We start from the raw sequence: 19,966 nt of genomic DNA on the forward strand, positions 1-19,966 counted from the left end.
AGAAATGACTATGGATAAAAAAATTATCACTGACTTAGGTGATGAACTGTATAACGCTCTCAAAAATCGCCAAGTGATTGATCCTTTGAGTAGTCGTTATCCTGATATGACAGTTGAAGATGCCTATAAAGTACAGGAGCGCATGATTGCGCGCCGTATTGAGGCGGGTGAGCGCATTGTTGGTAAAAAAATTGGTGTGACATCTAAGGTGGTCATGAATATGTTGGGCGTTTATCGCCCTGACTTCGGTTATTTATTGGATGGCATGATTTATAACGAAGGTGAATCAATTGAATTTGATAGCATGATCCAGCCAAAAGCTGAGGGCGAAATTGCCTTCATCTTGAAAAAAGATTTGATGGGTCCTGGTCTGAGTAACGCAGACATCCTGGCGGCCACTGAGTGTGTGATGCCTTGCTTTGAGATTGTTGATTCAAGAATCCGTGATTGGAAAATAAAAATTCAGGACACCGTTGCAGACAATGCTTCTTGCGGCGTTTTTGTGTTGGGTGACAACGCAGTTGATCCAAAGAAAATCGACCTCAATACTTGCGGCATGATCTTAGAAAAAAATGGCGATATTTTTGCAACGGGCGCAGGTGCAGCCGCTTTAGGTTCTCCGGTGAACTCAATCACTTGGTTGGCCAATACATTGGGTAGTTTAGGTGTTGGTTTAAAAGCTGGTGAGGTGGTTTTATCTGGCGCATTGGCAGCGATGGCGCCGATTGCCAAGGGCGATAACTTTAGAGCAACCATTGGTGGTTTGGGTAGCTGTTCAGTTCGTTTTAGCTAATTGCCATGGATTTAAGAATTGCAGGTAAAACAGCTCTGGTGACCGGCTCAACAGCCGGCATTGGTTTTGCAATTGCTAAAACGCTCGCTGAGAACGGCGCGCGAGTGATTGTGAACGGGCGCACGACTGCCTCTGTTGATCAGGCAATCGCCAAACTCTCTGAGCGTGTTTCTTCTAATTTATTGCAGGGCTGCGCGGCAGATTTATCCAATGCTGCGGGGGTGCAAAAGCTTTTAGATGCTCATGGTGATGTTGATATTTTGATCAACAATTTAGGTATTTTTGATGTTGTGCCATTTGCTGAAATCAGTGATGCCGAATGGATGAGATTTTTTGAAGTGAATGTGATGAGTGGTGTGCGATTGTCGCGCCACTATTTACCTTTGATGCTCCAGAAAAATTGGGGCCGCATCATTTTCATTTCTAGTGAATCAGGGATTTGTCCTCCGGGTGACATGGTTCACTATGGCATGACCAAAACAGCTCAGTTATCTGTTTCTCGTGGCTTGGCTGAAATAGCAGTTGGGACTGGCGTGACGGTTAACTCAGTATTACCAGGACCTACCAAAACAGAAGGTGCTGCCAACTTCTTTGCCTCAATGGCAAAAGATCAAGGTATTACGGTTGAAGAAATGGAACGCAAGTTCTTTGCCGAAGGTCGTCCCACATCATTGATCAAAAGATTTATTTCTCCAGATGAAGTCGCTTCGATGGTGGCGTATATCAGTAGCCCGTTAGCCGCTGGAACAACGGGTGCGGCATTGCACGTTGATGGCGGTGTCGTGCGAAGCATTGTTTAAAAAATTAGTAAATTTAATAAAGAAGGTATTTTCAAATGAAAAAAATTAAATGTGCATTGATTGGTCCTGGCAACATTGGTACTGATCTATTGGCTAAATTACAAAGAAGCCCAGTGTTGGAGCCTGTATGGATGGTGGGTATTGATCCCGAGTCTGATGGCTTAAAGCGCGCTCGCGAAATGGGCATCAAAACAACTTCCGATGGCGTTGATGGTTTGTTGCCACACGTTAAGGCAGACGGTGTCCAGATTGCATTTGATGCAACTTCTGCTTACGTGCATGCTGAAAACTCACGTAAGTTGAATGAGTTGGGTGTGTTGATGATTGACTTGACCCCTGCAGCGATTGGACCTTATTGCATTCCACCAGTGAACTTGAAAGAGCACTTGGGTAAAAAAGAAATGAACGTGAACATGGTGACATGTGGCGGTCAGGCAACCATTCCAATGGTGGCCGCTGTTTCACGTGTTCAAAAAGTAATTTACGGTGAAATTGTTGCAACCGTTTCTAGCCGTTCAATTGGTCCTGGTACACGCAAGAACATCGATGAGTTCACACGCACAACAGCCGGTGCTGTTGAAAAAGTTGGTGGCGCACAAAAGGGTAAGGCGATCATCATCGTTAACCCAGCCGAGCCACCATTGATGATGCGTGACACGATTCACTGTTTGGTTGAAGGTGAACCAGATCAAGCCAAGATCACTGCTTCGATTCATGACATGATCAAAGAAGTACAAAAGTATGTACCAGGCTATCGCTTGGTGAACGGACCTGTTTTTGACGGTAATCGCGTATCAGTGTTCATGGAAGTTGAAGGTTTGGGTGATTACTTGCCTAAATACGCCGGCAACTTAGACATCATGACAGCAGCTGCTGCAAGAACAGCTGAGATGTTTGCTGAAGAGATGTTGTCTGGCAAGTTGGTTTATTGATTAACCAAGTCAAAGAATTTAGAAATAAAGGATTAAAAATATGAGCAACTTAAAAGGTAAAAAGATCACCGTTCATGACATGACCTTGCGTGATGGTATGCATCCTAAGCGTCATTTAATGACGCTGGAGCAAATGGAAACCATCGCATGTGGTTTGGATGATGCAGGCGTTCCTTTGATTGAAGTGACGCACGGTGACGGTTTGGGAGGATCATCTGTTAACTATGGTTTCCCAGCACACACAGATGAAGAATATTTGTCTGCTGTGATTCCAAAAATGAAAAATGCCAAAGTATCTGCTTTGTTATTGCCAGGTATGGGCACTGTGGATCATTTAAAGATGGCACATGACTTAGGCGTTCATTGCATTCGTGTGGCAACTCACTGTACAGAAGCCGACGTATCTGAGCAGCACATTGGTATGGGCCGCAAATTAGGCATGGATACCGTTGGTTTCTTGATGATGGCCCATAAGGCATCTCCAGAGAAATTGGTTGAACAGGCTAAATTGATGGAATCCTATGGTGCCAACTGCATTTATGTGACTGACTCTGCTGGTTACATGTTGCCTGATGATGTGAAAGAGCGTCTAACTGCTGTGCGCCAGGCTCTTGATTCAAAGACAGAACTAGGTTTCCATGGCCACCACAACATGGCGATGGGTATTGCCAATTCACTTGCTGCTATCGAGTGTGGCGCTAATCGTATTGATGCTGCAGCTGCTGGTTTAGGCGCTGGTGCTGGTAATACGCCAATGGAAGTATTCATTGCGGTGTGTGATCGCATGGGTATTGAAACGGGCGTTGATGTATTCAAGATTCAAGACGTTGCTGAAGATCTTGTTGTGCCTATCATGGATCACGTGATTCGTATTGATCGCGATTCTTTAACTTTAGGTTATGCGGGTGTTTACTCTTCATTCTTATTGTTTGCAAAACGTGCTGAAAAGAAATACGGCATCTCTGCTCGCGAACTTTTGGTTGAGTTAGGTCGTCAAGGCATGGTTGGTGGTCAAGAGGACATGATCGAAGACACGGCAATGACGCTTGCAAAAGCGCGCGGCCTTATTTAATAGAAACCTTATTCAGGTTAAAGGAAACAATATGAAGTTAGATCAAGCAACCATTAAAAAATTAGCAGAGCATCTTGAAAACTGCGAATTGAATGCAAAAGATACGACAAAAATCACGGATGATCATCCAGAGATGGATTGGGATGATGCATATGCGATTCAAGATGAAATCAAGCGTCGCAAAATAGCCAGAGGTCACAAGATTGCTGGACTCAAAGCTGGCTTGACATCACATGCCAAGATGAAACAAATGGGTGTTGAGACACCGTGTTTTGGTTTTATGGCGGACTACTATGCATTGCCAGATGGTGGTGAGTGCAAGGTGTCAGAATTAATTCATCCAAAAGTTGAGCCAGAAATTGCGTTTGTGTTGAAAAAAGCACTCAAAGGTCCAGGCTGCCACATTGGTTCAGTATTGGCTGCAACTGATTTCGTGTTGCCAGGCATTGAAGTGATTGACTCACGTTATCGCGACTTTAAATTTGACTTAAAGAGCGTGATTGCAGATAACACTTCTGCAGCTCGTTTTGTGATCGGCGGCAACCCTGTGTATGTGGGTGATGTTGATTTGAGAACTGTTGGTATCGTGCTTGAAAAAAATGGTGAGCCAGTGGCCTTTGGTGCTGGTGCAGCTGTATTAGGACACCCTGCGGCTGCGATTGCCATGATGGCCAATCACTTGGGCGCACGCGGTGAAGAAATCCCTGCAGGTACTTTGATTTTGTCTGGCGGTGTTACTGAAGCTGTAGCGGTAGCCGCTGGCGATAACGTTACCTTGAAGATTCAAGGAATGGGTAGCACAAGCTTACGTTTCATCTAATTTAAAAAGGATACTCAAATGCCATTTGCACAGATTTATTTGATGGAAGGTCGTACAGAAGACCAAAAGCGTGCTGTGATTGAAAAAGTAACTCAAGCACTTCATGAAGCTGTTGGTGCGCCAAAAGAAAATGTGCGCGTTTGGATTCATGATATGCCAAAAGAAAACTGGGGCATTGCTGGAGTCACTGCTAAGGATCTGGGTCGATAAGGGAATCATGTCAAATACAGCTGTGAACAACCCTGAAATCGGCAAATCTATCATTGCTGGTGGTATCAAAACAAATTATCAGGATCACGGGCAAGGGGATCCAATCTTTTTGATTCATGGTTCAGGCCCTGGCGTAACTGCTTATGCCAACTGGCGTTTAACCATGCCGGTCCTAGCAGAAAAGTTCAGAGTGATTGCTCCGGACATGGTGGGCTTCGGCTTTACCGAGCGACCTGCCAATGTGAGTTACACCATGGACATGTGGGTGTCTCATGCTTTAAGTTTGATGGATGAGTTAAAGATTGAAAAAGCTCATTTGGTTGGCAATTCCTTTGGTGGCGGCTTGGCCCTTGCCTTGGCGTTAAAGGCCCCAGATCGTGTTAATCGCCTTGTATTGATGGGGGCGGCAGGCACAAAGTTTCAATTAACTGATGGCTTGGATGCTGTTTGGGGATACAAAGGTACCCTGGAGCACATGAAGGAATTGGTTGGCTTATTTGCTTTTAATAAGAATTTGGTCAGCGATGATTTGGCGAAGTTACGTTATGAAGCCAGTATTCGCCCAGGTTTTCAGGAGGCATTCTCAGCGATGTTCCCGGCACCTCGTCAACGCTGGGTCGATTCATTGGCCAGTGATGAAGGAAAAATCAAAACATTGACTCATGAAACCATGATCATTCATGGGCGCGATGATGCCATCATTCCTTTATCAGCCAGTTTGCGTTTACATGATTTGATTCCAAAATCTCAGTTACATGTTTTCGGACAATGTGGCCATTGGACTCAAATTGAGCACTCAGCCAGGTTTAATCAGCTATTATTGAATTTCTTTTTAGAGGCAAATGCCAAATAAGTTTTGGCATCAATTAACGGAGATTCAATTGGACGCTAAAAAAACTATTCAATCATTATTGGTTTTGATGATGGGGACATGTTTCTCGTTAACTGTTTTAGCAGACGCTAAACCAACGCCACGAGAAGAAATGAACCAAGATTATAAAAATCGAGGCATTGGTGGTAAGCGTTATGAAATTGATCGCAGCCCCATTGGTTCATTTGATTACTATATGGAGCGCTTAGATGCGACCAAGAAAAAGTTGAAAATTACCAAAGAACAACAAGACTTGTGGGCTGATTATGAAAAAAGTCTGATTGCTCTCTTTACTGATATCAAAAGAGCTAAGGCGCGTTTGGGTGGTGCCACAGCAGTTCAGCAAATTGGTCAGGTTTTAGGCGTGACTCAGAATCGCTATGCAGGCATGGAGCAAATCCATGACTCCGCTAAAAAGCTTTACGAGAGTTTTAGCGATAGTCAAAAGAAAACAGCCGATGAGTTTTTAATCACGACGGTACCGAATTTTGATTAATGTCTGAGTAATCTCAATAAGTTCTACATAAAACAAACCCCTCAATTTTGAGGGGTTTGTTTTATGTGCAGACTTTAAATCTTCAGTACACGATCACCTTTGAATTTTTGGCATCATTTTTTCATCAAAGTCATCTAAGCTAGGAAAGCTCAAAGGGTCTAATTGATCGAGGTTGGTGAGATATTCGCGATATTCTTTTAAAAGAGTTTGGCGATCCTCATTTGAAATATAAGGAACGTGCCAGCCGATAAAAGGCGGGAGTACTGTTAAGCCCACATAGGCCATGGAGCCTCTGAGCAATGGGCGCAGCATGGTTTGCATCTCACCATGAATCTTGTCTTCACCAAACATGTGCTCTCTTCCGCCCAGTGTGAAAGCAAGCAATCCTTTTTTACCTTTTAGACCGCCTTGATCATAAAAACGTTTACCGCCATAACAAAATCCGGAAACAAAAACACGATCAATCCATCCCTTTAAGATGGCCGGTACGGAAAACCAATACATCGGAAAGTTGAAGATCAAAAGATCACACCATTTTAATTTTTCAATTTCAGCTTGAATGTCTGGTGAGAGCTGCCCACTTTTATAAGATTCTCTTTGTTCAAGGGCGTAGACCAAATAATCTGGCTGACTTCTGACTCCAAAATCATTGCCACTGGCCACGGGATTCCACTTCATCTGATGTAAATCAGAGACTTGTACTTCATGGCCTAAGTGTTGAAATGTTTCAGCGGCCGTGTCTTTCATGGCGCTACAAAAAGATTGCGGTTCCGGATGGGCGTGAACAATGAATATTTTCATGATGACTTTTAAAAAGGCTGATTGATGCGGAAGCGCGGATTATTCATAAGTGTCATTTCCCATTTTTTTAAGCATCTCTAGGTTGGTCACTTCAATTTCGCCATAATTAATCTTAATGTAGTCTAAGCTTTCAAGCTTCTTCAGCGCCATATTCGTTCTTTGCCTAGATAATCCAGTTAAAAAGCCCACTTCTTCTTGTGAAAGTTTAAGCGCGGTACTTTGGCCAGGATAAAGGTGTTGATTAAATAAACCAGCAATTATTTTGGCCACTCTCGAGTTGGTGTCTAAAAACCTTTCGGATTCAATCATCGAAATGAAATGAAAAAGTCGTTCATTAATTTGATTAATGATGTAATGATTGAATGCAATATTTTTACTCAATAGCCAATGAAATGTTTCTTTGGGAAGGCAAGTTAAAACTGAGTCTCGCATAGCGATAGCATCATAAGAGCGGACCACCTCTTTTCTGACGAGGGGGCTTTCACCAAACCAGCTGCCAGATGGGATGGCCATGTAGGTGATTGATTTGCCACCAGGTGAAACATTGTTGGCTTTGATGAGACCTGAAGTCACCCCATACCAAAATTCTGGCATTTCACCTTTTCGACAAACATACTCATTTTTTGCGATGTGTTTGACCGTCAATTCCTGATGAACTCGGGCCAGTTCATCAGGTGTTAAGCATTCGAACCAAGGACAGTTTTCCATAAAACTATTGGCTTCCATGATCTGTGTTGGGTTTAGGCGAATTCAATTAAAAGATCTTTGGCATCCACTTGAACACCCGATGCTATATGAATTTTTTTAATCACACCATCCTCATTGGCTGTAATCATGGTTTCCATTTTCATTGCTTCAATGGATACCAAGGGATTTCCTTTTTGTATCACTTGACCTTCTTTCACTGCAACAGTTGCAATCATGCCTGGTAGTGGTGCAGCGATATGTTTTGGGTTGGTAATTTCAGCTTTGATTCGTCCAACTTTCGTTGCCGTTGCTCCTAACTTCTTCACCTTTACTGTACGAGGTTGGCCGTTAAGTTCAAAGAATACTCTGACAATGCCTTCCTCGTCCACAGGTGTTGTGCCTTGGAGTCGAATCACCAAGGTTTTCCCTGGATCAATTTCTATCGCCATTTCTTCGCCAGTATTTAAGCCGTAGAAGAAAACAGGGGTTGGCAATAAAGATACATCACCATTGTGTTTGTAATGTTCCGCAAAAGTAGTAAAAACTTTTGGATACATCAAATAAGAAGCCAACTCTGTGTCGTTGATGTGGCGATTAACTTTTTCTTCAGCTTCTTTTTTGGCTGCCTCAAGATTCGTTGATTCTAGATGTGCTCCAGCACGCCCCTCTATCGCTAACTTGTCCCTCAGAATCTTTTTGCCTAATTCTTTAGGGAAGCCATCTGCTGGGTAGCCCATTTCTCCACGGAAAAGAGAAATGACGGATTCTGGAAAGTTAATTTCCTTGGCTGGATCCAATACTTGCTCTGGGCTCAGATCATTGGTGACCATGTAAAGAGCCATATCACCAACCACTTTTGAGCTTGGTGTGACTTTAACAATATCACCAAATAGTTGATTGACATCAGCATAGGCCTGAGCCACTTCAGACCACCGATGTTGAATGCCCAATGAGCGGGCCTGTTCTCTTAGGTTGGTATATTGACCGCCAGGCATTTCATGAAGATAGACATCTGATGTGCCTGAGCGAATATCGGCTTCAAACGGAGAGTAGTACTTGCGCACTCCTTCCCAGTAGGCAGATACAGGTCTAATTTGGCTGAGCGTGATTCCTGAGTCGCGAGCTGATCCTTCGGTTGATGCAATGATGCCGCCTAAGCTTGGTTGTGACGTTAGACCACTCATTGAATCCATCGCACCATCCACAGCATCTACACCAGCTTCTATGGCAGCTAACACCGAAGCAATTGAAGCACCGCTGGTATCGTGGGTATGGAAGTGAACGGGTAATCCAACCTCTTCTTTGATGGCTTTGACCAGTGCGGTAATGGCAAGAGGTCTGCAAACGCCAGCCATGTCTTTAATGCCAATAATATGAGCGCCAGCTTTTTCAAGTTGTTTTGCCATATCGACGTAATACTTGAGATTGTATTTCGCCCGCTTGAGATTAAAGATGTCACCGGTGTAGCAAATAGTGGCTTCGCACAGAGCATTATTTTCTAAAACAGCATCCATCGATACACGCATGTTTTCAACCCAGTTCAATGAGTCAAAAACTCTGAATAGGTCTATGCCATTTTGGGCAGCTTGTTCAATGAAATAACGAACGACGTTATCAGGGTAGTTGGTATAACCAACGGCGTTGGATGAACGCAATAACATTTGTAACAAAATATTAGGCGCTGCTACTCGTATTTTCTTTAAACGATCCCAGGGATCTTCATTCAGGAAGCGCATGGAAACATCAAATGTGGCTCCACCCCAACATTCCAATGAGAAAAGTTGAGGAAGATGATGCGCATAATAAGGTGCTACCTTGACCATGTCGTTGGTACGCATGCGAGTGGCGAACAAGGATTGATGTGCATCGCGCATGGTGGTATCAGTTAATAAGATGCGATTTTCATTTCTCATCCACTCACTGAATTTCTTTGGGCCTAGAGCAGTTAATCGATCTTTGGTGCCAACTGCTAAAGAGCCTGTTAAATCTTCTTGAGGTAATTGAGGATGAGGTAGAGGTAAAGTCGGTAATTTTCTTCCACTCACCTCTGGATTGCCATTCACAATCACGCCACTGATGAAGTTCAGCAGACGTGTGGCGCGATCACGGCGTTTAGGAAATTTATAAAGCTCAGGAGTGTTGTCAATGAAACGAGTTGAGCATTCACCGGAAATGAACAAAGGATGATTGATCACATTCTCTAGGAATTGTAGATTGGTGTTAAGGCCGCGAACCCTGAATTCTCGGAGTGCTCGATCCATGCGAGCAATGGCTTCTTTGGATGTTGGTGCAGACGCTGTTACTTTGACCAATAAAGAATCATAGTAAGGCGTGATCACCGCACCTGCGTAGGCAGTGCCAGCGTCTAGGCGAATACCAAAACCAGCAGCACTTCGATAAGTTGAGATTTTCCCGTAATCTGGTGAGAAGCCATTCTCTGGATCTTCTGTTGTGACGCGACATTGCAGTGCATGCCCGTTCAGCTTGATATTTTCTTGGGCAGGAATGCCTGATTCTGGTGTACCAATTTTGGCCCCTTCACTGATGTGAATTTGTGCTTTAACAATGTCAATGCCAGTCACTTGTTCTGTCACTGTGTGTTCAACTTGAATGCGTGGATTGACTTCAATGAAGTAAAACTCACCAGTGTCACCATCCATTAAAAATTCAACGGTGCCTGCGTGTGTGTAATGAACTGCCTGCATCAAGCGAATCGCAGAATCACAAAGCATTTTTCTTTGCACATCATCAAGGTAAGGTGCTGGAGCGCGCTCAACTACTTTTTGATTTCGACGCTGCACTGAACAATCACGCTCAAATAGATGAACAACTTGCCCATGTTGATCGCCAATAATTTGAACTTCTACATGTCGCGCATTTCTGACCAATTTTTCCAAATAAACTTCATCATTACCAAATGCAGCTAAAGCTTCTCTTCTGGCAACAGGTAATTCTGCTTCTAAAGATTTTTCATCTTCAATGACGCGCATGCCACGACCACCACCGCCCCAACTGGCTTTTAGCATCAGTGGATAACCTACAGCAAGGGCCATTTTTTTTGCTTCATTCAAGTCTTGCGGTAATGGCTTGGTTGCTGGCATGACAGCAACGCCAGCAGCCACCGCGGCATTGCGCGCATCGACTTTATTGCCAAGGGTGCGCATCACCTTTGGATCTGGGCCGATAAAGATGATGTCATTTTTTCTACAAGCTTCTGCAAAGTCAGGGTTTTCAGATAGAAAACCATAACCTGGGTGAATCGCATCCACATTTGCTTTTTTAGCAATGCGCAAAATATCTTCAATATCCAAGTATGCTGATATGGGCTTTTTTCCTTCGCCAACCAAATAACTTTCATCAGCTTTAAAGCGATGAAGGGCAAAACGATCCTCATTGGCATAAATACCAACGGTTCTGATGCCCAACTCATTAGAGGCTCTCATCACGCGAATGGCGATTTCGGATCGATTGGCGATCAGTATGCTGCGGATTTTTTTCATCTTGCGCTCTTTTCTAAATAATTGAATTTCTTTCGTTTTCTTGGAGATTGGGCACGTAATAGTTGAAAAAGGGTATTTTTTATCAATATTAGCTATAAATCTCGATATTTATTTACAATCTTAATATAAATAATTAAAATTTGGTGAAATAAATCTATCAAAAAAATAACCAGTTCTATAGATCTGGAAAGTGCCATCTATTGGTGAAAGGCCACAAATGAGATTAATTTCAACGGCATTTTTTGAGCAGGATAAGTTTCAGCCTAAAACACTGGTTGAGGGGGCTTATCTTGCGTTGAGAAATGACATCATCAAGGGTATCTACACGCCCTCAAGTAAGCTAAAGGTCGATCATTTAAAAGATGTTTATCAAGTCAGTGGTGGAACTTTGCGTGAAGCTTTGGCTCTTTTGGTAGCCGATAGTTTGGTCTATGCCGAAGGACAAAAAGGCTTTTTTGTTTCTCCTATGTCAATTAAAGACTTCAAAGAGATCACCCAATTGCGCGTCATTTTGGAGATACAAGCCCTAACGCAATCTCTCAAGAATGGTAACGATAAATGGGAGGCCGATGTGATGGCGGCCTATCACCGTTTAAATCTTGCAGAGAAGAAATTGGCGCTCGAAGATATTGAGCAGCGTAACGCGCAATTTTTCTCATGGGAAGAGCGTAATGCTGAATTCCATGCGTCTTTGGTATCAGCTTGTCAATCTAAGTGGTTATTGCAATTTATCGGCATCCTGTACCAGCAATCAGAAAGATATCGCTCCTTAGGCGTGCACTATGGAACCAATTTGAAGCGCGATTTACATGCAGAACATGAGGCTCTGAAGGATGCCGCCTTGGCAAGAAATATTCCTTTGTGTTCAGAGATTTTGGCTGAGCACATCAGCATTACTTATGAATTATTTGAAAATCTTCCTGAGAGCGTCTTTAGTGGCAAAGAAGCCTTGGCCCAAGCTTAAATATTGCTTAAAAAAATAAATTATTAAGAGGAATTTATGCAACAAATTAAAAATTTTATTAATGGTGAGTTTGTCATTGGCAGTGCCAATAAGTTTTTTGATAAGCGCTCACCAGTCAATAACCAAGTCATTGCACAAATCGCTGAAGCCAGTCAAGCAGATGTGGATGCTGCTGTAAAGGCTGCTCACACAGCGCTTAATGGCGAATGGGGCAAGATGACCGTTGATCAACGCGTTGAAATGCTTTATGCCGTTGCAAATGAAATCACACGTCGTTTTGAAGATTTTGTGGCAGCTGAAATGGCAGACACCGGTCAGCCTAATCATGTCATGCGTCATGTGTTCATTCCACGAGGCGCTGCCAACTTTAAAGTGTTTGCTGATGTTGTCAAAAACGTCGCAGCTGAATCTTTCACCATGGCCACGCCTGATGGACGCGGCGCTGTCAATTACGCTGTGCGCAATCCTAAGGGGGTGGTGGGTGTGATTTCACCATGGAATGCGCCATTCATGTTGATGACTTGGAAGGTGGGCCCTGCATTGGCCTGCGGTAATACAGTGGTGGTGAAACCTTCTGAAGAAACACCAATGACCTCTGCTCTGTTGGGCGAGGTGATGAATGCAGTGGGTATGCCTAAAGGGGTCTTCAACGTGGTGAATGGTTTTGGTCCTGATTCAGCTGGTGAGTTCTTAACGCATCACCCCATGGTCGATGCGATTACTTTCACAGGTGAAACACGCACAGGTACAGCGATCATGAAAGCTGCCGCAGAAGGTATGCGCGACATTTCATTTGAGCTAGGTGGTAAGAATGCGGGTGTGGTTTTTGCCGATGCAAACTTTGATGACGCTGTGAACGGTATTTTCCGTTCGGTATTTTTGAACTCTGGACAAGTTTGCTTGGGTACAGAGCGCGTTTATGTTGAGCGCCCGATTTTTGACAAATTTGTTGCAGCATTAAAAGCGAAAGCTGAAGCTGTTAAGTATGGTCGTCCAGAGGATCATGGTTCAGATTACGGTCCATTGATTTCTGCTGAACACAAACAAAAAGTGATGTCGTATTACAAGAAAGCTGTTGATGAAGGTGCCACGGTTGTCACGGGTGGTGGTGTGCCTGATATGCCAGATGACTTAAAAGATGGTCATTGGATTCAACCAACCATTTGGACCGGTCTTCCAGAAACAGCATCAGTGGTGCAAGAAGAAATTTTTGGACCATGCTGTCATATTCGTCCATTTGATACAGATGAAGAAGTCATCAAATTGGCCAATGACACTCAATATGGTTTATCAACCACCATTTGGACTACCAACTTAGCCAGAGCGCACACAGTGGCTGCCAAAATTGATGTGGGCATTACGTGGGTCAATAGTTGGTTCTTGAGAGATTTAAGAACTGCGTTTGGTGGATCTAAGCAATCAGGCATTGGTCGTGAAGGTGGCGTGCACTCACTTGAGTTCTACACTGAAACACGCAATATTTGTATCAAGCTTTGATGAACTATTCGGTGATCGAGTAATCACTTTAGAAAGAATCAAAATGGCTCTAGAACTAACAATCAAACCAGACGATATTCGGTTGCTATGTGATCGTGTTGAAGCTGCCCAAGAGGGCGCGTATGCGATTCACAAATTGACGGATGATTATCCAAGCATGACGATTGATGATGGTTATGCAGTTCAGGCTGAATTAAGACAACGTTATTTGGCGAAAGGTCATCAGTTGGCAGGCTGGAAAGCTGGCTTAACTTCTCGAGCCAAGATGGAACAAATGGGTGTGCACGTTCCATCGATTGGTTTTTTAACCGATAAGATGGCCCGCACAGAGAGTATTGGCATTAAAACTTCTGAGATGGTTCATCCGCGTGTTGAATGTGAAGTGGCGTTTGTGACAAAAAAAGATCTTCAGGGCCCTGATTGCACATTACAAGATGTGTTGGATGCCACTGATTATGTTTTACCAGCCGTTGAAATCATTGATTCTAGATTTTCTGGGTTCAAGTTTGACTTAGCCAGCGTGGTGGCTGATAACGGTTCTTCTGCAAGGTATGTCACTGGGAAAGTGCGTTTAAATCCGAGAGATCTTGATCTCACGAAGGTGGGTGTGGTGATGAAGAAGAATGGTGAAGTAGTTGCTTCTGGTGAATCTTCAGCAGTTTTAGGTCACCCAGCTGAAGCGATTGCGATGTTGGTCAACATCTTGGCTGAGCAAGATGAAATGTTGCCAGCAGGTAGTTTTGTCATGAGCGGTGGCATCACTGAAGCAATCCCAGTTCAAGCGGGGGATGCAATCACGGCAGAATTTCAAATATTAGGACAGGTGTCAATGACATTTGTCGCTTAAGTGACATATAACAACAGGAATACAAGCTAGAGTTTCAATCTATAAAGGGTAAAGGATAAAGAAGATGGCAAAGATTAAATGCGCATTGATAGGTTCTGGAAATATTGGTACAGATCTTATTTACAAGCTAAAACGCAGTGAGTTTTTAGAACCTGTTTGGATGGTGGGCATTGATCCTGAATCCGAAGGTTTGGCTCGTGCACGCGATATGGGTCTCAAGACAACCGCGGAAGGTGTTGATGGTTTGTTACCTCACGTTTTGAGTGATGGTATTCAGATCGCCTTTGATGCCACTTCTGCTTATGTGCATGCTGAGAACTCACGCAAGTTAAATGAGTTGGGTGTCTTGATGATTGACTTAACGCCTGCGGCGATTGGTCCTTTGTGTTGTCCAACAGTGAATATTGAACAACATGCTGCCAGCGGTGAAATGAACGTGAACATGATTTCATGCGCTGGCCAGGCGACGATTCCTATTGTTCATGCCGTGTCACGTGTGCAGGCAGTTCCTTATGCCGAGATTGTGGCCAGCTTGGCATCGAAATCAATTGGTCCTGGTACGCGTGCCAATTTAGATGAATTCACTTACACAACATCAGATGCTGTTTGTAAAGTCGGTGGCTCCGTTAAAGGTAAAGCTCTGGCAATCATCAATCCAGCCGATCCTCCAATGATCATGCGCAATACGATTTATTGTTTAACAGAAGATGAACCTAAGAAAGATGAAATCAAAGCATCTATTTTGCGCATGATTGAAGAAGTTCAAAAATATGTGCCTGGTTATAAATTGGTCAATGGCCCAGTTTTTGATGGAAAAAAAGTATCCGTATTCATGGAAGTGGCTGGTTTGGGTGATTACTTGCCAAAGTATGCTGGCAACTTAGACATCATGACAGCCGCTGCCACAAGAACGGCTGAGTTATTTGCGCAGAACATTATGTCTGGCAAAGTGACTTTAAAAGCAATCAAATCAACTAATGCAGTGGAGGCTTAATCATGTTTGATAACAATCACCTCAAAGGTAAAAAAGTTATTTTGCACGACATGTGTTTGCGTGATGGTATGCATGCTAAGCGTGAGCAAATATCCGTTGATGAAATGGTTAAGGCCGCAACAGCCATGGATGATGCGGGCGTGCCATATATTCAAGTGACTCATGGTGCTGGTTTGGGTGGTAACTCTTTGCAGCATGGTTTTGCTTTGCATACCAATGAAGAGTACATCTCTTCAGTGGCATCGAAAATGAAGAAAGCAAAAATATCAGTTTTGCTAATTCCTGGTTTGGGCACCATGAGAGAGTTGCAGTCTGCTTATGATTGTGGCGCACGCAGCGTTCACATTGCGACCCACTGTACTGAAGCGGACACCTCGCCACAGCACATTGCTTATGCTCGTAAATTGGGCATGGATACAACTGGCTTTTTGATGATGGCTCATTTGAACAGCGTTGAAGGTTTGGCTCAGCAAGGTAAGTTGATGGAGTCTTACGGTGCGCAAACTGTTTACATCACCGATTCTGCTGGTTTTATGTTGCCCAATGAAGTGAAGGCACGCGTGCATGCATTGCGTCAAGTATTAAAGCCAGAAACAGAAATTGGTTTCCACGGTCATCACAACTTGGGCATGGGCATTGCCAATTCAATCGCAGCGATTGAAGAGGGTGCCACACGCATTGACGGCTCGATTGCAGGCTTGGGAGCAGGTGCTGGCAATACACCGCTCGAAGTATTTGCGGCTGTTTGCGAGCGCATGGGTATTGAAACAGGATGTGATTTATTCAAGCTGATGGATATTGCTGAAGAACTCATCACGCCAATGATGGATCACATGGTGCGCGTGGATCGCTCATCATTGACATTGGGTTTCGCTGGTGTCTATTCAACTTTCTTATTGCATGCAGAGCGAGCAAGTAAACGTTTTGGTGTGCCAGCCAGAGATATTTTGGTCGAATTGGGTCGTAAGAAGATGATTGGTGGTCAGGAAGACATGATTCTTGATACGGCGATGACCATGGCCAAAGAGCGCGGCATTCAGTTTGAAGAGTCTGTGTAAAACCTTATTTTTGAATATGAAGTCTTGGTATCAGAGGGATTAGAAATAATCCCTTTTTTGCACCCATTTTTAATATCTAATTAAAAAACCCATATAAATCAACGTTTATTTTTTAATCAAAGAGTTGTCTTTAGGGTAAGTACTTATTGCTCGTGGGGCAATTCAAGAGAAAAATAATCTCGAGATTACTTTACTTAGTCGGAATTTTTATGAACTTTGAATATTTTAAGACGGCAGGTCTACTTTTAGCTGTCAGCGTGATGCTAACAGCTTGCAGTAAGCCAGAGTCAAACGCTGTGACAACAACATCTGATGGATTGGCAACTCGTGTTGATCAATTTCAGGGTGTGGCTTCCAATCAAAAGGCAGCTGTCATAGTTGGCAAGAATGTTATTGCTGTGATGCCTCATGATGGTGGTAAGCCAACAAGAGTTGAATTAAAGGGCATTGTTTCTTTGATTGACGTTGCGACTTGCTCTGATGGCAGCTTTGTAGCTTTGGATTTCTACAAGAAGGTTTGGACATCTTCAGACAACGGTCAATCATGGGCATCCAAGCCAACACCTGAATCAATCAGACCTCTTGGCCTCACTTGTGGCCCAGGAAATAGCTATTGGTTTGTAGGTAGCAATTCAAGCATTGTGCACAGTACAAATCGCGGTGGTTCATGGAGTGTGAACTCCAACAACGAAGACTCAATGTTCAATACGATTCAGTTTATCAATGATCAAACTGTAGTCGTGACTGGCGAATACGGCATGTTCAAAAAGAGTTCTGATGGCGGTAAAACTTGGGCAAAGTCTTCAATCGGCCCTGAGTTCTATCCTTACACCGCTCTCTTTACATCAACACAAGAAGGTTTTGTGACAAGTCTTACTGGCATCATCATGCGCACCAAAGACGGTGGCGCTACATGGGAAGCCACTAAAAATGCAACAGGGTTATCACAGTTCGGTTTGGTGAATGTTGAAGGTCGTATTTTCAGCGTTGGTCTGGGTGGAACTGTATTGAGCTTTAACGGTACACAGTGGTCACCGGTCAAGCTTGAGAATTTTGGGGCGCCTTATCTCAAAGGTGTGGCGGCAATTGGTCAAGGTCGTTTCCTTGTAGCTGGTGGTAACGGCGCATGGAAAGTTGTATCAGCAAAGAACTAGGAATAAACAGTGAAAAAGAAACTAACTCATATCCTTCACGTTGGTGAAGAGTGGCTATTTGCCAATCCTAAGATTGTTCTTGGAGTTATTTTTGCCATCAGCTTAGGTTTTGCCGCTTTGGTGCCTAACGTGCGCATGGGCACAGACTTTGAAGATCTTTTGCCACAGAGTCATCCTTTTATTCAATTACACAACGAAATCAAAGATGATTTCGGTGGCGCAAGTGCTGTGGTTGTCAGTGTAGAAGTCAAAGAAGGCGATATTTTTACAAATGATACTTTGCAGTTAATTGAAAATTTAACGCAGGGTGTTGATAGCTTGTCAGGTGTTAACCACAATTTGGTGAGCAGTTTGACGCATCGACTAACTCGTAAAGTGACTCTGGACGAAACGGGCAATATTCGTTCTACCTTGTATTTCGATCCAGCCGGTGACAAATTAACTCAAGCTGAATTAGATCAGATGAGACGTGATGTGATGGCCAATCCAAGAGTGTATGGATTGATGGTTTCGCCAGATCTCAAATCAGCTTTGATCAGAGGTCAGATGAACGAAGGTGGTGAGATTGATTATCAAAAGACCTTTGCAGAGCTAACAGAGTTACGTGAAAAATATGCCACAGACCATGCTTTGATTCATGCGACTGGTTTGCCGGTTTTAACAGGCTGGGTGTACACATACCTCAACCAGATTTTGCAGATTTTGCTTTACACAGCTGCTTTGATTTTTATTTTGTTGGTTGTTTATTTCCGTCGCTTTTATGGCGTAGCACTACCTTTGTTGGGTATTTGTTTATCGTCTGCTTGGGGCTTAGGTTTCATGACAATTTTGGGTTATACGTTGGACCCACTGTCAATGACGATCCCATTTTTGATTGCGGCTCGTGCAACCTCACACGGTGTTCAGTTGGTTGAGCGTTATTACTATGAATTGGAAATCACCAAAGATGGTAAAAAAGCTGCGCGTAATTCTTTAGATGCTTTGTTTAGACCAGGTTCTTTGGCGATCACGATTGATGCGATTGGTATTTTCGTGATTGCATTGGGTGCTGCACCGATTAACATCAAGTTGGGTTACTACGCAGGTTTCTGGGGTTTCTCAGTGATTTTCACAGTTCACTTCATGGTGCCATTGTTCTTGACGATTTTGCCGGCTCCTAAGAAGACTCAAAATAACCGTTCGGGCACAACCACCGTTCTGTATAACTTCTCTAAGTATTTAGTCAATCCTCTGAGTGTGAAGATTGGTTTGATCAGCACGGCGTTTGCTGTGGTGGTTGCTTCATTCTTCGTGGCACAAGTGAAGTTTGGTGAATCTGAACCAGGCTCTCCAATTTTGAACCGTACTCACGATTACAACATTTCTGCTAAGTCTATCAACGAACATTTCCCAGGATCTGAGGAGTTGTTTGTGGTGGCACGAACCAAGGATGAGAAAGGTATTTCACGTCCAGAAGTGGTTCATGCGATGGAGCAGTTTGGCGACAAGATGATGGTGAAAGATCCTGAGTTGGGTGGCTATAAGGCTGTCCCAGGTTTGATTCGTCAAGTGAATATGTTGACGCACAGCGGTGATCCACGTTGGGCACAAATTCCTGATACACAACTTGAGGTAGCGGGTTTGATGTCAGCGTATGAACTTTCTAGTCCAATTCCAGGTGCTATGAAAGAGTTCATGAACCCTGAAGGTACAGATGCTGTTTTGACGTTCTTCTACAAAGATCACCAAGCAACAACGCTTGAGAGAATCGTGACGAACTCCAAGCAGTTGGTGAAAGAAATCAACGGTACTGTTGAAAACTTTCAACTCTTACTGGGTGGCGGCATCATTGGTGTGAGCGCAGCGATTGACGAAGAGAACTTCGTCGATACGATGATCATCACACCTGTTGTCATGATTTTGGCCTTCATTTTTGTGATGATTTATTACGAGTCACTACATGCTGGTTGGTTGATGGTGTTGCCAATGTTGTTTGCAACAATCTTGACTTACGGTTATATGGGTTTGATGAACATTGGCATCAGTGTGAACACGATTCCTGTGATTGCTGTTGGCGTCGGGGTCGGTATTGACTATGCGGTGTACATCATGGATCGCATTCGTGAAGAATACGAAGCCACACATGATCTTCAAGAATCAGTGTTACGTGCCTTGAGTACAACTGGTTTAGCAGTGGGCTTTACAGCAGCTACTTTGATTGCAGGTGTGATCATGTGGGTGATCTTCTCAGATTTGCGCTTCCAATCTGATGCTGCACTTCTATTGACTGTGATGTTGGCCTTGAACGCTGTTGCCGCAGTACTTTTAGTACCTGCTTGGGTGATGGCATTTAAGCCGAAATTCATCACAGGTGCACATCGCGATAAAGATGGAATCTTGCAAAATAGTTAAGTATTAATAAGGTGGTCGTTGCGTTAAAACAACACCACCTTCTAACAACTACTAATTATTAGAGAAAGATCAATAAAAA

General features: G+C 43.5%; 17 protein-coding genes and 1 pseudogene. 15 read left to right on the forward strand and 3 right to left on the reverse strand.

Annotated features, from left to right (window positions below; translation table 11 throughout):
• Positions 1 to 10 precede the first annotated feature (10 nt).
• The 8 genes and pseudogenes from dmpE to AOC33_RS02985 all read left to right on the forward strand — a co-directional run bounded on the left by dmpE (position 11) and on the right by AOC33_RS02985 (position 5,994).
• The gene (gene dmpE / locus AOC33_RS02950; protein WP_089515088.1) at positions 11 to 793 is read left to right on the forward strand and encodes a 2-oxopent-4-enoate hydratase; all 783 of its coding nucleotides are present in this window, start codon (positions 11 to 13) and stop codon (positions 791 to 793) included.
• Positions 794 to 798: 5 nt separating this feature from the next.
• The gene (locus AOC33_RS02955; RefSeq protein ID WP_089515089.1) at positions 799 to 1,593 is read left to right on the forward strand and encodes an SDR family NAD(P)-dependent oxidoreductase; all 795 of its coding nucleotides are present in this window, start codon (positions 799 to 801) and stop codon (positions 1,591 to 1,593) included.
• 35 nt (positions 1,594 to 1,628) lie between these two features.
• The gene (locus AOC33_RS02960) at positions 1,629 to 2,525 is read left to right on the forward strand and encodes an acetaldehyde dehydrogenase (acetylating) (RefSeq protein WP_089515090.1); all 897 of its coding nucleotides are present in this window, start codon (positions 1,629 to 1,631) and stop codon (positions 2,523 to 2,525) included.
• 40 nt (positions 2,526 to 2,565) lie between these two features.
• A complete protein-coding gene (dmpG, locus tag AOC33_RS02965) occupies positions 2,566 to 3,597 on the forward strand; it encodes a 4-hydroxy-2-oxovalerate aldolase (protein ID WP_089515091.1) in 1,032 nt (343 codons plus the stop codon).
• Positions 3,598 to 3,628: 31 nt separating this feature from the next.
• On the forward strand, positions 3,629 to 4,417 hold the full coding sequence (gene dmpH, locus AOC33_RS02970) for a 2-oxo-3-hexenedioate decarboxylase (protein WP_089515092.1): 789 nt from the start codon (positions 3,629 to 3,631) through the stop codon (positions 4,415 to 4,417).
• Positions 4,418 to 4,432: 15 nt separating this feature from the next.
• A pseudogene (locus tag AOC33_RS02975) lies at positions 4,433 to 4,627 on the forward strand (2-hydroxymuconate tautomerase); the annotation flags it as partial.
• 7 nt (positions 4,628 to 4,634) lie between these two features.
• Positions 4,635 to 5,480 carry an alpha/beta fold hydrolase gene (locus AOC33_RS02980; RefSeq protein ID WP_089515094.1) on the forward strand — a complete coding sequence of 282 codons (846 nt, stop codon included), beginning with the start codon at positions 4,635 to 4,637 and terminating at the stop codon, positions 5,478 to 5,480.
• Entirely contained in the window at positions 5,470 to 5,994 is a 525-nt protein-coding gene (locus AOC33_RS02985) for a Spy/CpxP family protein refolding chaperone (RefSeq protein WP_089515095.1), read from the forward strand. Before AOC33_RS02980 ends, AOC33_RS02985 begins: the two co-directional genes overlap by 11 nt.
• A gap of 93 nt (positions 5,995 to 6,087) precedes the next feature.
• Here AOC33_RS02985 and AOC33_RS02990 read toward each other — a convergent pair whose 3' ends face one another.
• Genes AOC33_RS02990 through AOC33_RS03000 form a run of 3 tightly spaced genes read right to left on the reverse strand, consistent with a single transcriptional unit; the run spans position 6,088 to position 10,982 of the window.
• Complete coding sequence (locus tag AOC33_RS02990) at positions 6,088 to 6,795, reverse strand: NAD(P)H-dependent oxidoreductase (protein WP_089515096.1); 708 nt, start codon at positions 6,793 to 6,795, stop codon at positions 6,088 to 6,090.
• A 39-nt stretch (positions 6,796 to 6,834) separates the two neighbouring features.
• Positions 6,835 to 7,521, reverse strand: coding sequence for a Crp/Fnr family transcriptional regulator (locus AOC33_RS02995; RefSeq protein ID WP_089515097.1), 687 nt, complete (start codon positions 7,519 to 7,521; stop codon positions 6,835 to 6,837).
• Positions 7,522 to 7,535: 14 nt separating this feature from the next.
• The gene (locus AOC33_RS03000) at positions 7,536 to 10,982 is read right to left on the reverse strand and encodes a pyruvate carboxylase (protein ID WP_089515098.1); all 3,447 of its coding nucleotides are present in this window, start codon (positions 10,980 to 10,982) and stop codon (positions 7,536 to 7,538) included.
• Between the two features lie 217 nt (positions 10,983 to 11,199).
• Between AOC33_RS03000 and AOC33_RS03005 the strand changes: the two genes are divergently transcribed.
• The 7 genes from AOC33_RS03005 to AOC33_RS03035 all read left to right on the forward strand — a co-directional run bounded on the left by AOC33_RS03005 (position 11,200) and on the right by AOC33_RS03035 (position 19,887).
• On the forward strand, positions 11,200 to 11,946 hold the full coding sequence (locus AOC33_RS03005; protein ID WP_089515572.1) for an FCD domain-containing protein: 747 nt from the start codon (positions 11,200 to 11,202) through the stop codon (positions 11,944 to 11,946).
• A 36-nt stretch (positions 11,947 to 11,982) separates the two neighbouring features.
• Positions 11,983 to 13,443 (forward strand): 2-hydroxymuconic semialdehyde dehydrogenase, encoded by a 1,461-nt coding sequence (locus AOC33_RS03010; protein WP_089515099.1) that lies wholly within the window; start codon positions 11,983 to 11,985, stop codon positions 13,441 to 13,443.
• A 43-nt stretch (positions 13,444 to 13,486) separates the two neighbouring features.
• A complete protein-coding gene (gene dmpH / locus AOC33_RS03015) occupies positions 13,487 to 14,290 on the forward strand; it encodes a 2-oxo-3-hexenedioate decarboxylase (RefSeq protein WP_089515100.1) in 804 nt (267 codons plus the stop codon).
• 64 nt (positions 14,291 to 14,354) lie between these two features.
• On the forward strand, positions 14,355 to 15,284 hold the full coding sequence (locus AOC33_RS03020) for an acetaldehyde dehydrogenase (acetylating) (protein WP_089515101.1): 930 nt from the start codon (positions 14,355 to 14,357) through the stop codon (positions 15,282 to 15,284).
• A 2-nt stretch (positions 15,285 to 15,286) separates the two neighbouring features.
• Positions 15,287 to 16,342, forward strand: coding sequence for a 4-hydroxy-2-oxovalerate aldolase (dmpG, locus tag AOC33_RS03025; RefSeq protein ID WP_089515102.1), 1,056 nt, complete (start codon positions 15,287 to 15,289; stop codon positions 16,340 to 16,342).
• A 209-nt stretch (positions 16,343 to 16,551) separates the two neighbouring features.
• A complete protein-coding gene (locus AOC33_RS03030; RefSeq protein WP_089515103.1) occupies positions 16,552 to 17,496 on the forward strand; it encodes a WD40/YVTN/BNR-like repeat-containing protein in 945 nt (314 codons plus the stop codon).
• 9 nt (positions 17,497 to 17,505) lie between these two features.
• Positions 17,506 to 19,887 carry an efflux RND transporter permease subunit gene (locus AOC33_RS03035; protein ID WP_089515104.1) on the forward strand — a complete coding sequence of 794 codons (2,382 nt, stop codon included), beginning with the start codon at positions 17,506 to 17,508 and terminating at the stop codon, positions 19,885 to 19,887.
• Positions 19,888 to 19,966 lie beyond the last annotated feature (79 nt).

The organism is Polynucleobacter cosmopolitanus, from assembly GCF_002224225.1.
GTDB lineage: Bacteria > Pseudomonadota > Gammaproteobacteria > Burkholderiales > Burkholderiaceae > Polynucleobacter > Polynucleobacter cosmopolitanus.

Coding starts and splice junctions, on each gene's coding strand:
- dmpE (WP_089515088.1), top strand. CDS start 11: ATGGATAAAAAAATTATCACTGACTTAGGTGATGAACTGTATAACGCT.
- AOC33_RS02955 (WP_089515089.1), top strand. CDS start 799: ATGGATTTAAGAATTGCAGGTAAAACAGCTCTGGTGACCGGCTCAACA.
- AOC33_RS02960 (WP_089515090.1), top strand. CDS start 1,629: ATGAAAAAAATTAAATGTGCATTGATTGGTCCTGGCAACATTGGTACT.
- dmpG (WP_089515091.1), top strand. CDS start 2,566: ATGAGCAACTTAAAAGGTAAAAAGATCACCGTTCATGACATGACCTTG.
- dmpH (WP_089515092.1), top strand. CDS start 3,629: ATGAAGTTAGATCAAGCAACCATTAAAAAATTAGCAGAGCATCTTGAA.
- AOC33_RS02980 (WP_089515094.1), top strand. CDS start 4,635: ATGTCAAATACAGCTGTGAACAACCCTGAAATCGGCAAATCTATCATT.
- AOC33_RS02985 (WP_089515095.1), top strand. CDS start 5,470: ATGCCAAATAAGTTTTGGCATCAATTAACGGAGATTCAATTGGACGCT.
- AOC33_RS02990 (WP_089515096.1), bottom strand. CDS start 6,795: ATGAAAATATTCATTGTTCACGCCCATCCGGAACCGCAATCTTTTTGT.
- AOC33_RS02995 (WP_089515097.1), bottom strand. CDS start 7,521: ATGGAAGCCAATAGTTTTATGGAAAACTGTCCTTGGTTCGAATGCTTA.
- AOC33_RS03000 (WP_089515098.1), bottom strand. CDS start 10,982: ATGAAAAAAATCCGCAGCATACTGATCGCCAATCGATCCGAAATCGCC.
- AOC33_RS03005 (WP_089515572.1), top strand. CDS start 11,200: ATGAGATTAATTTCAACGGCATTTTTTGAGCAGGATAAGTTTCAGCCT.
- AOC33_RS03010 (WP_089515099.1), top strand. CDS start 11,983: ATGCAACAAATTAAAAATTTTATTAATGGTGAGTTTGTCATTGGCAGT.
- dmpH (WP_089515100.1), top strand. CDS start 13,487: ATGGCTCTAGAACTAACAATCAAACCAGACGATATTCGGTTGCTATGT.
- AOC33_RS03020 (WP_089515101.1), top strand. CDS start 14,355: ATGGCAAAGATTAAATGCGCATTGATAGGTTCTGGAAATATTGGTACA.
- dmpG (WP_089515102.1), top strand. CDS start 15,287: ATGTTTGATAACAATCACCTCAAAGGTAAAAAAGTTATTTTGCACGAC.
- AOC33_RS03030 (WP_089515103.1), top strand. CDS start 16,552: ATGAACTTTGAATATTTTAAGACGGCAGGTCTACTTTTAGCTGTCAGC.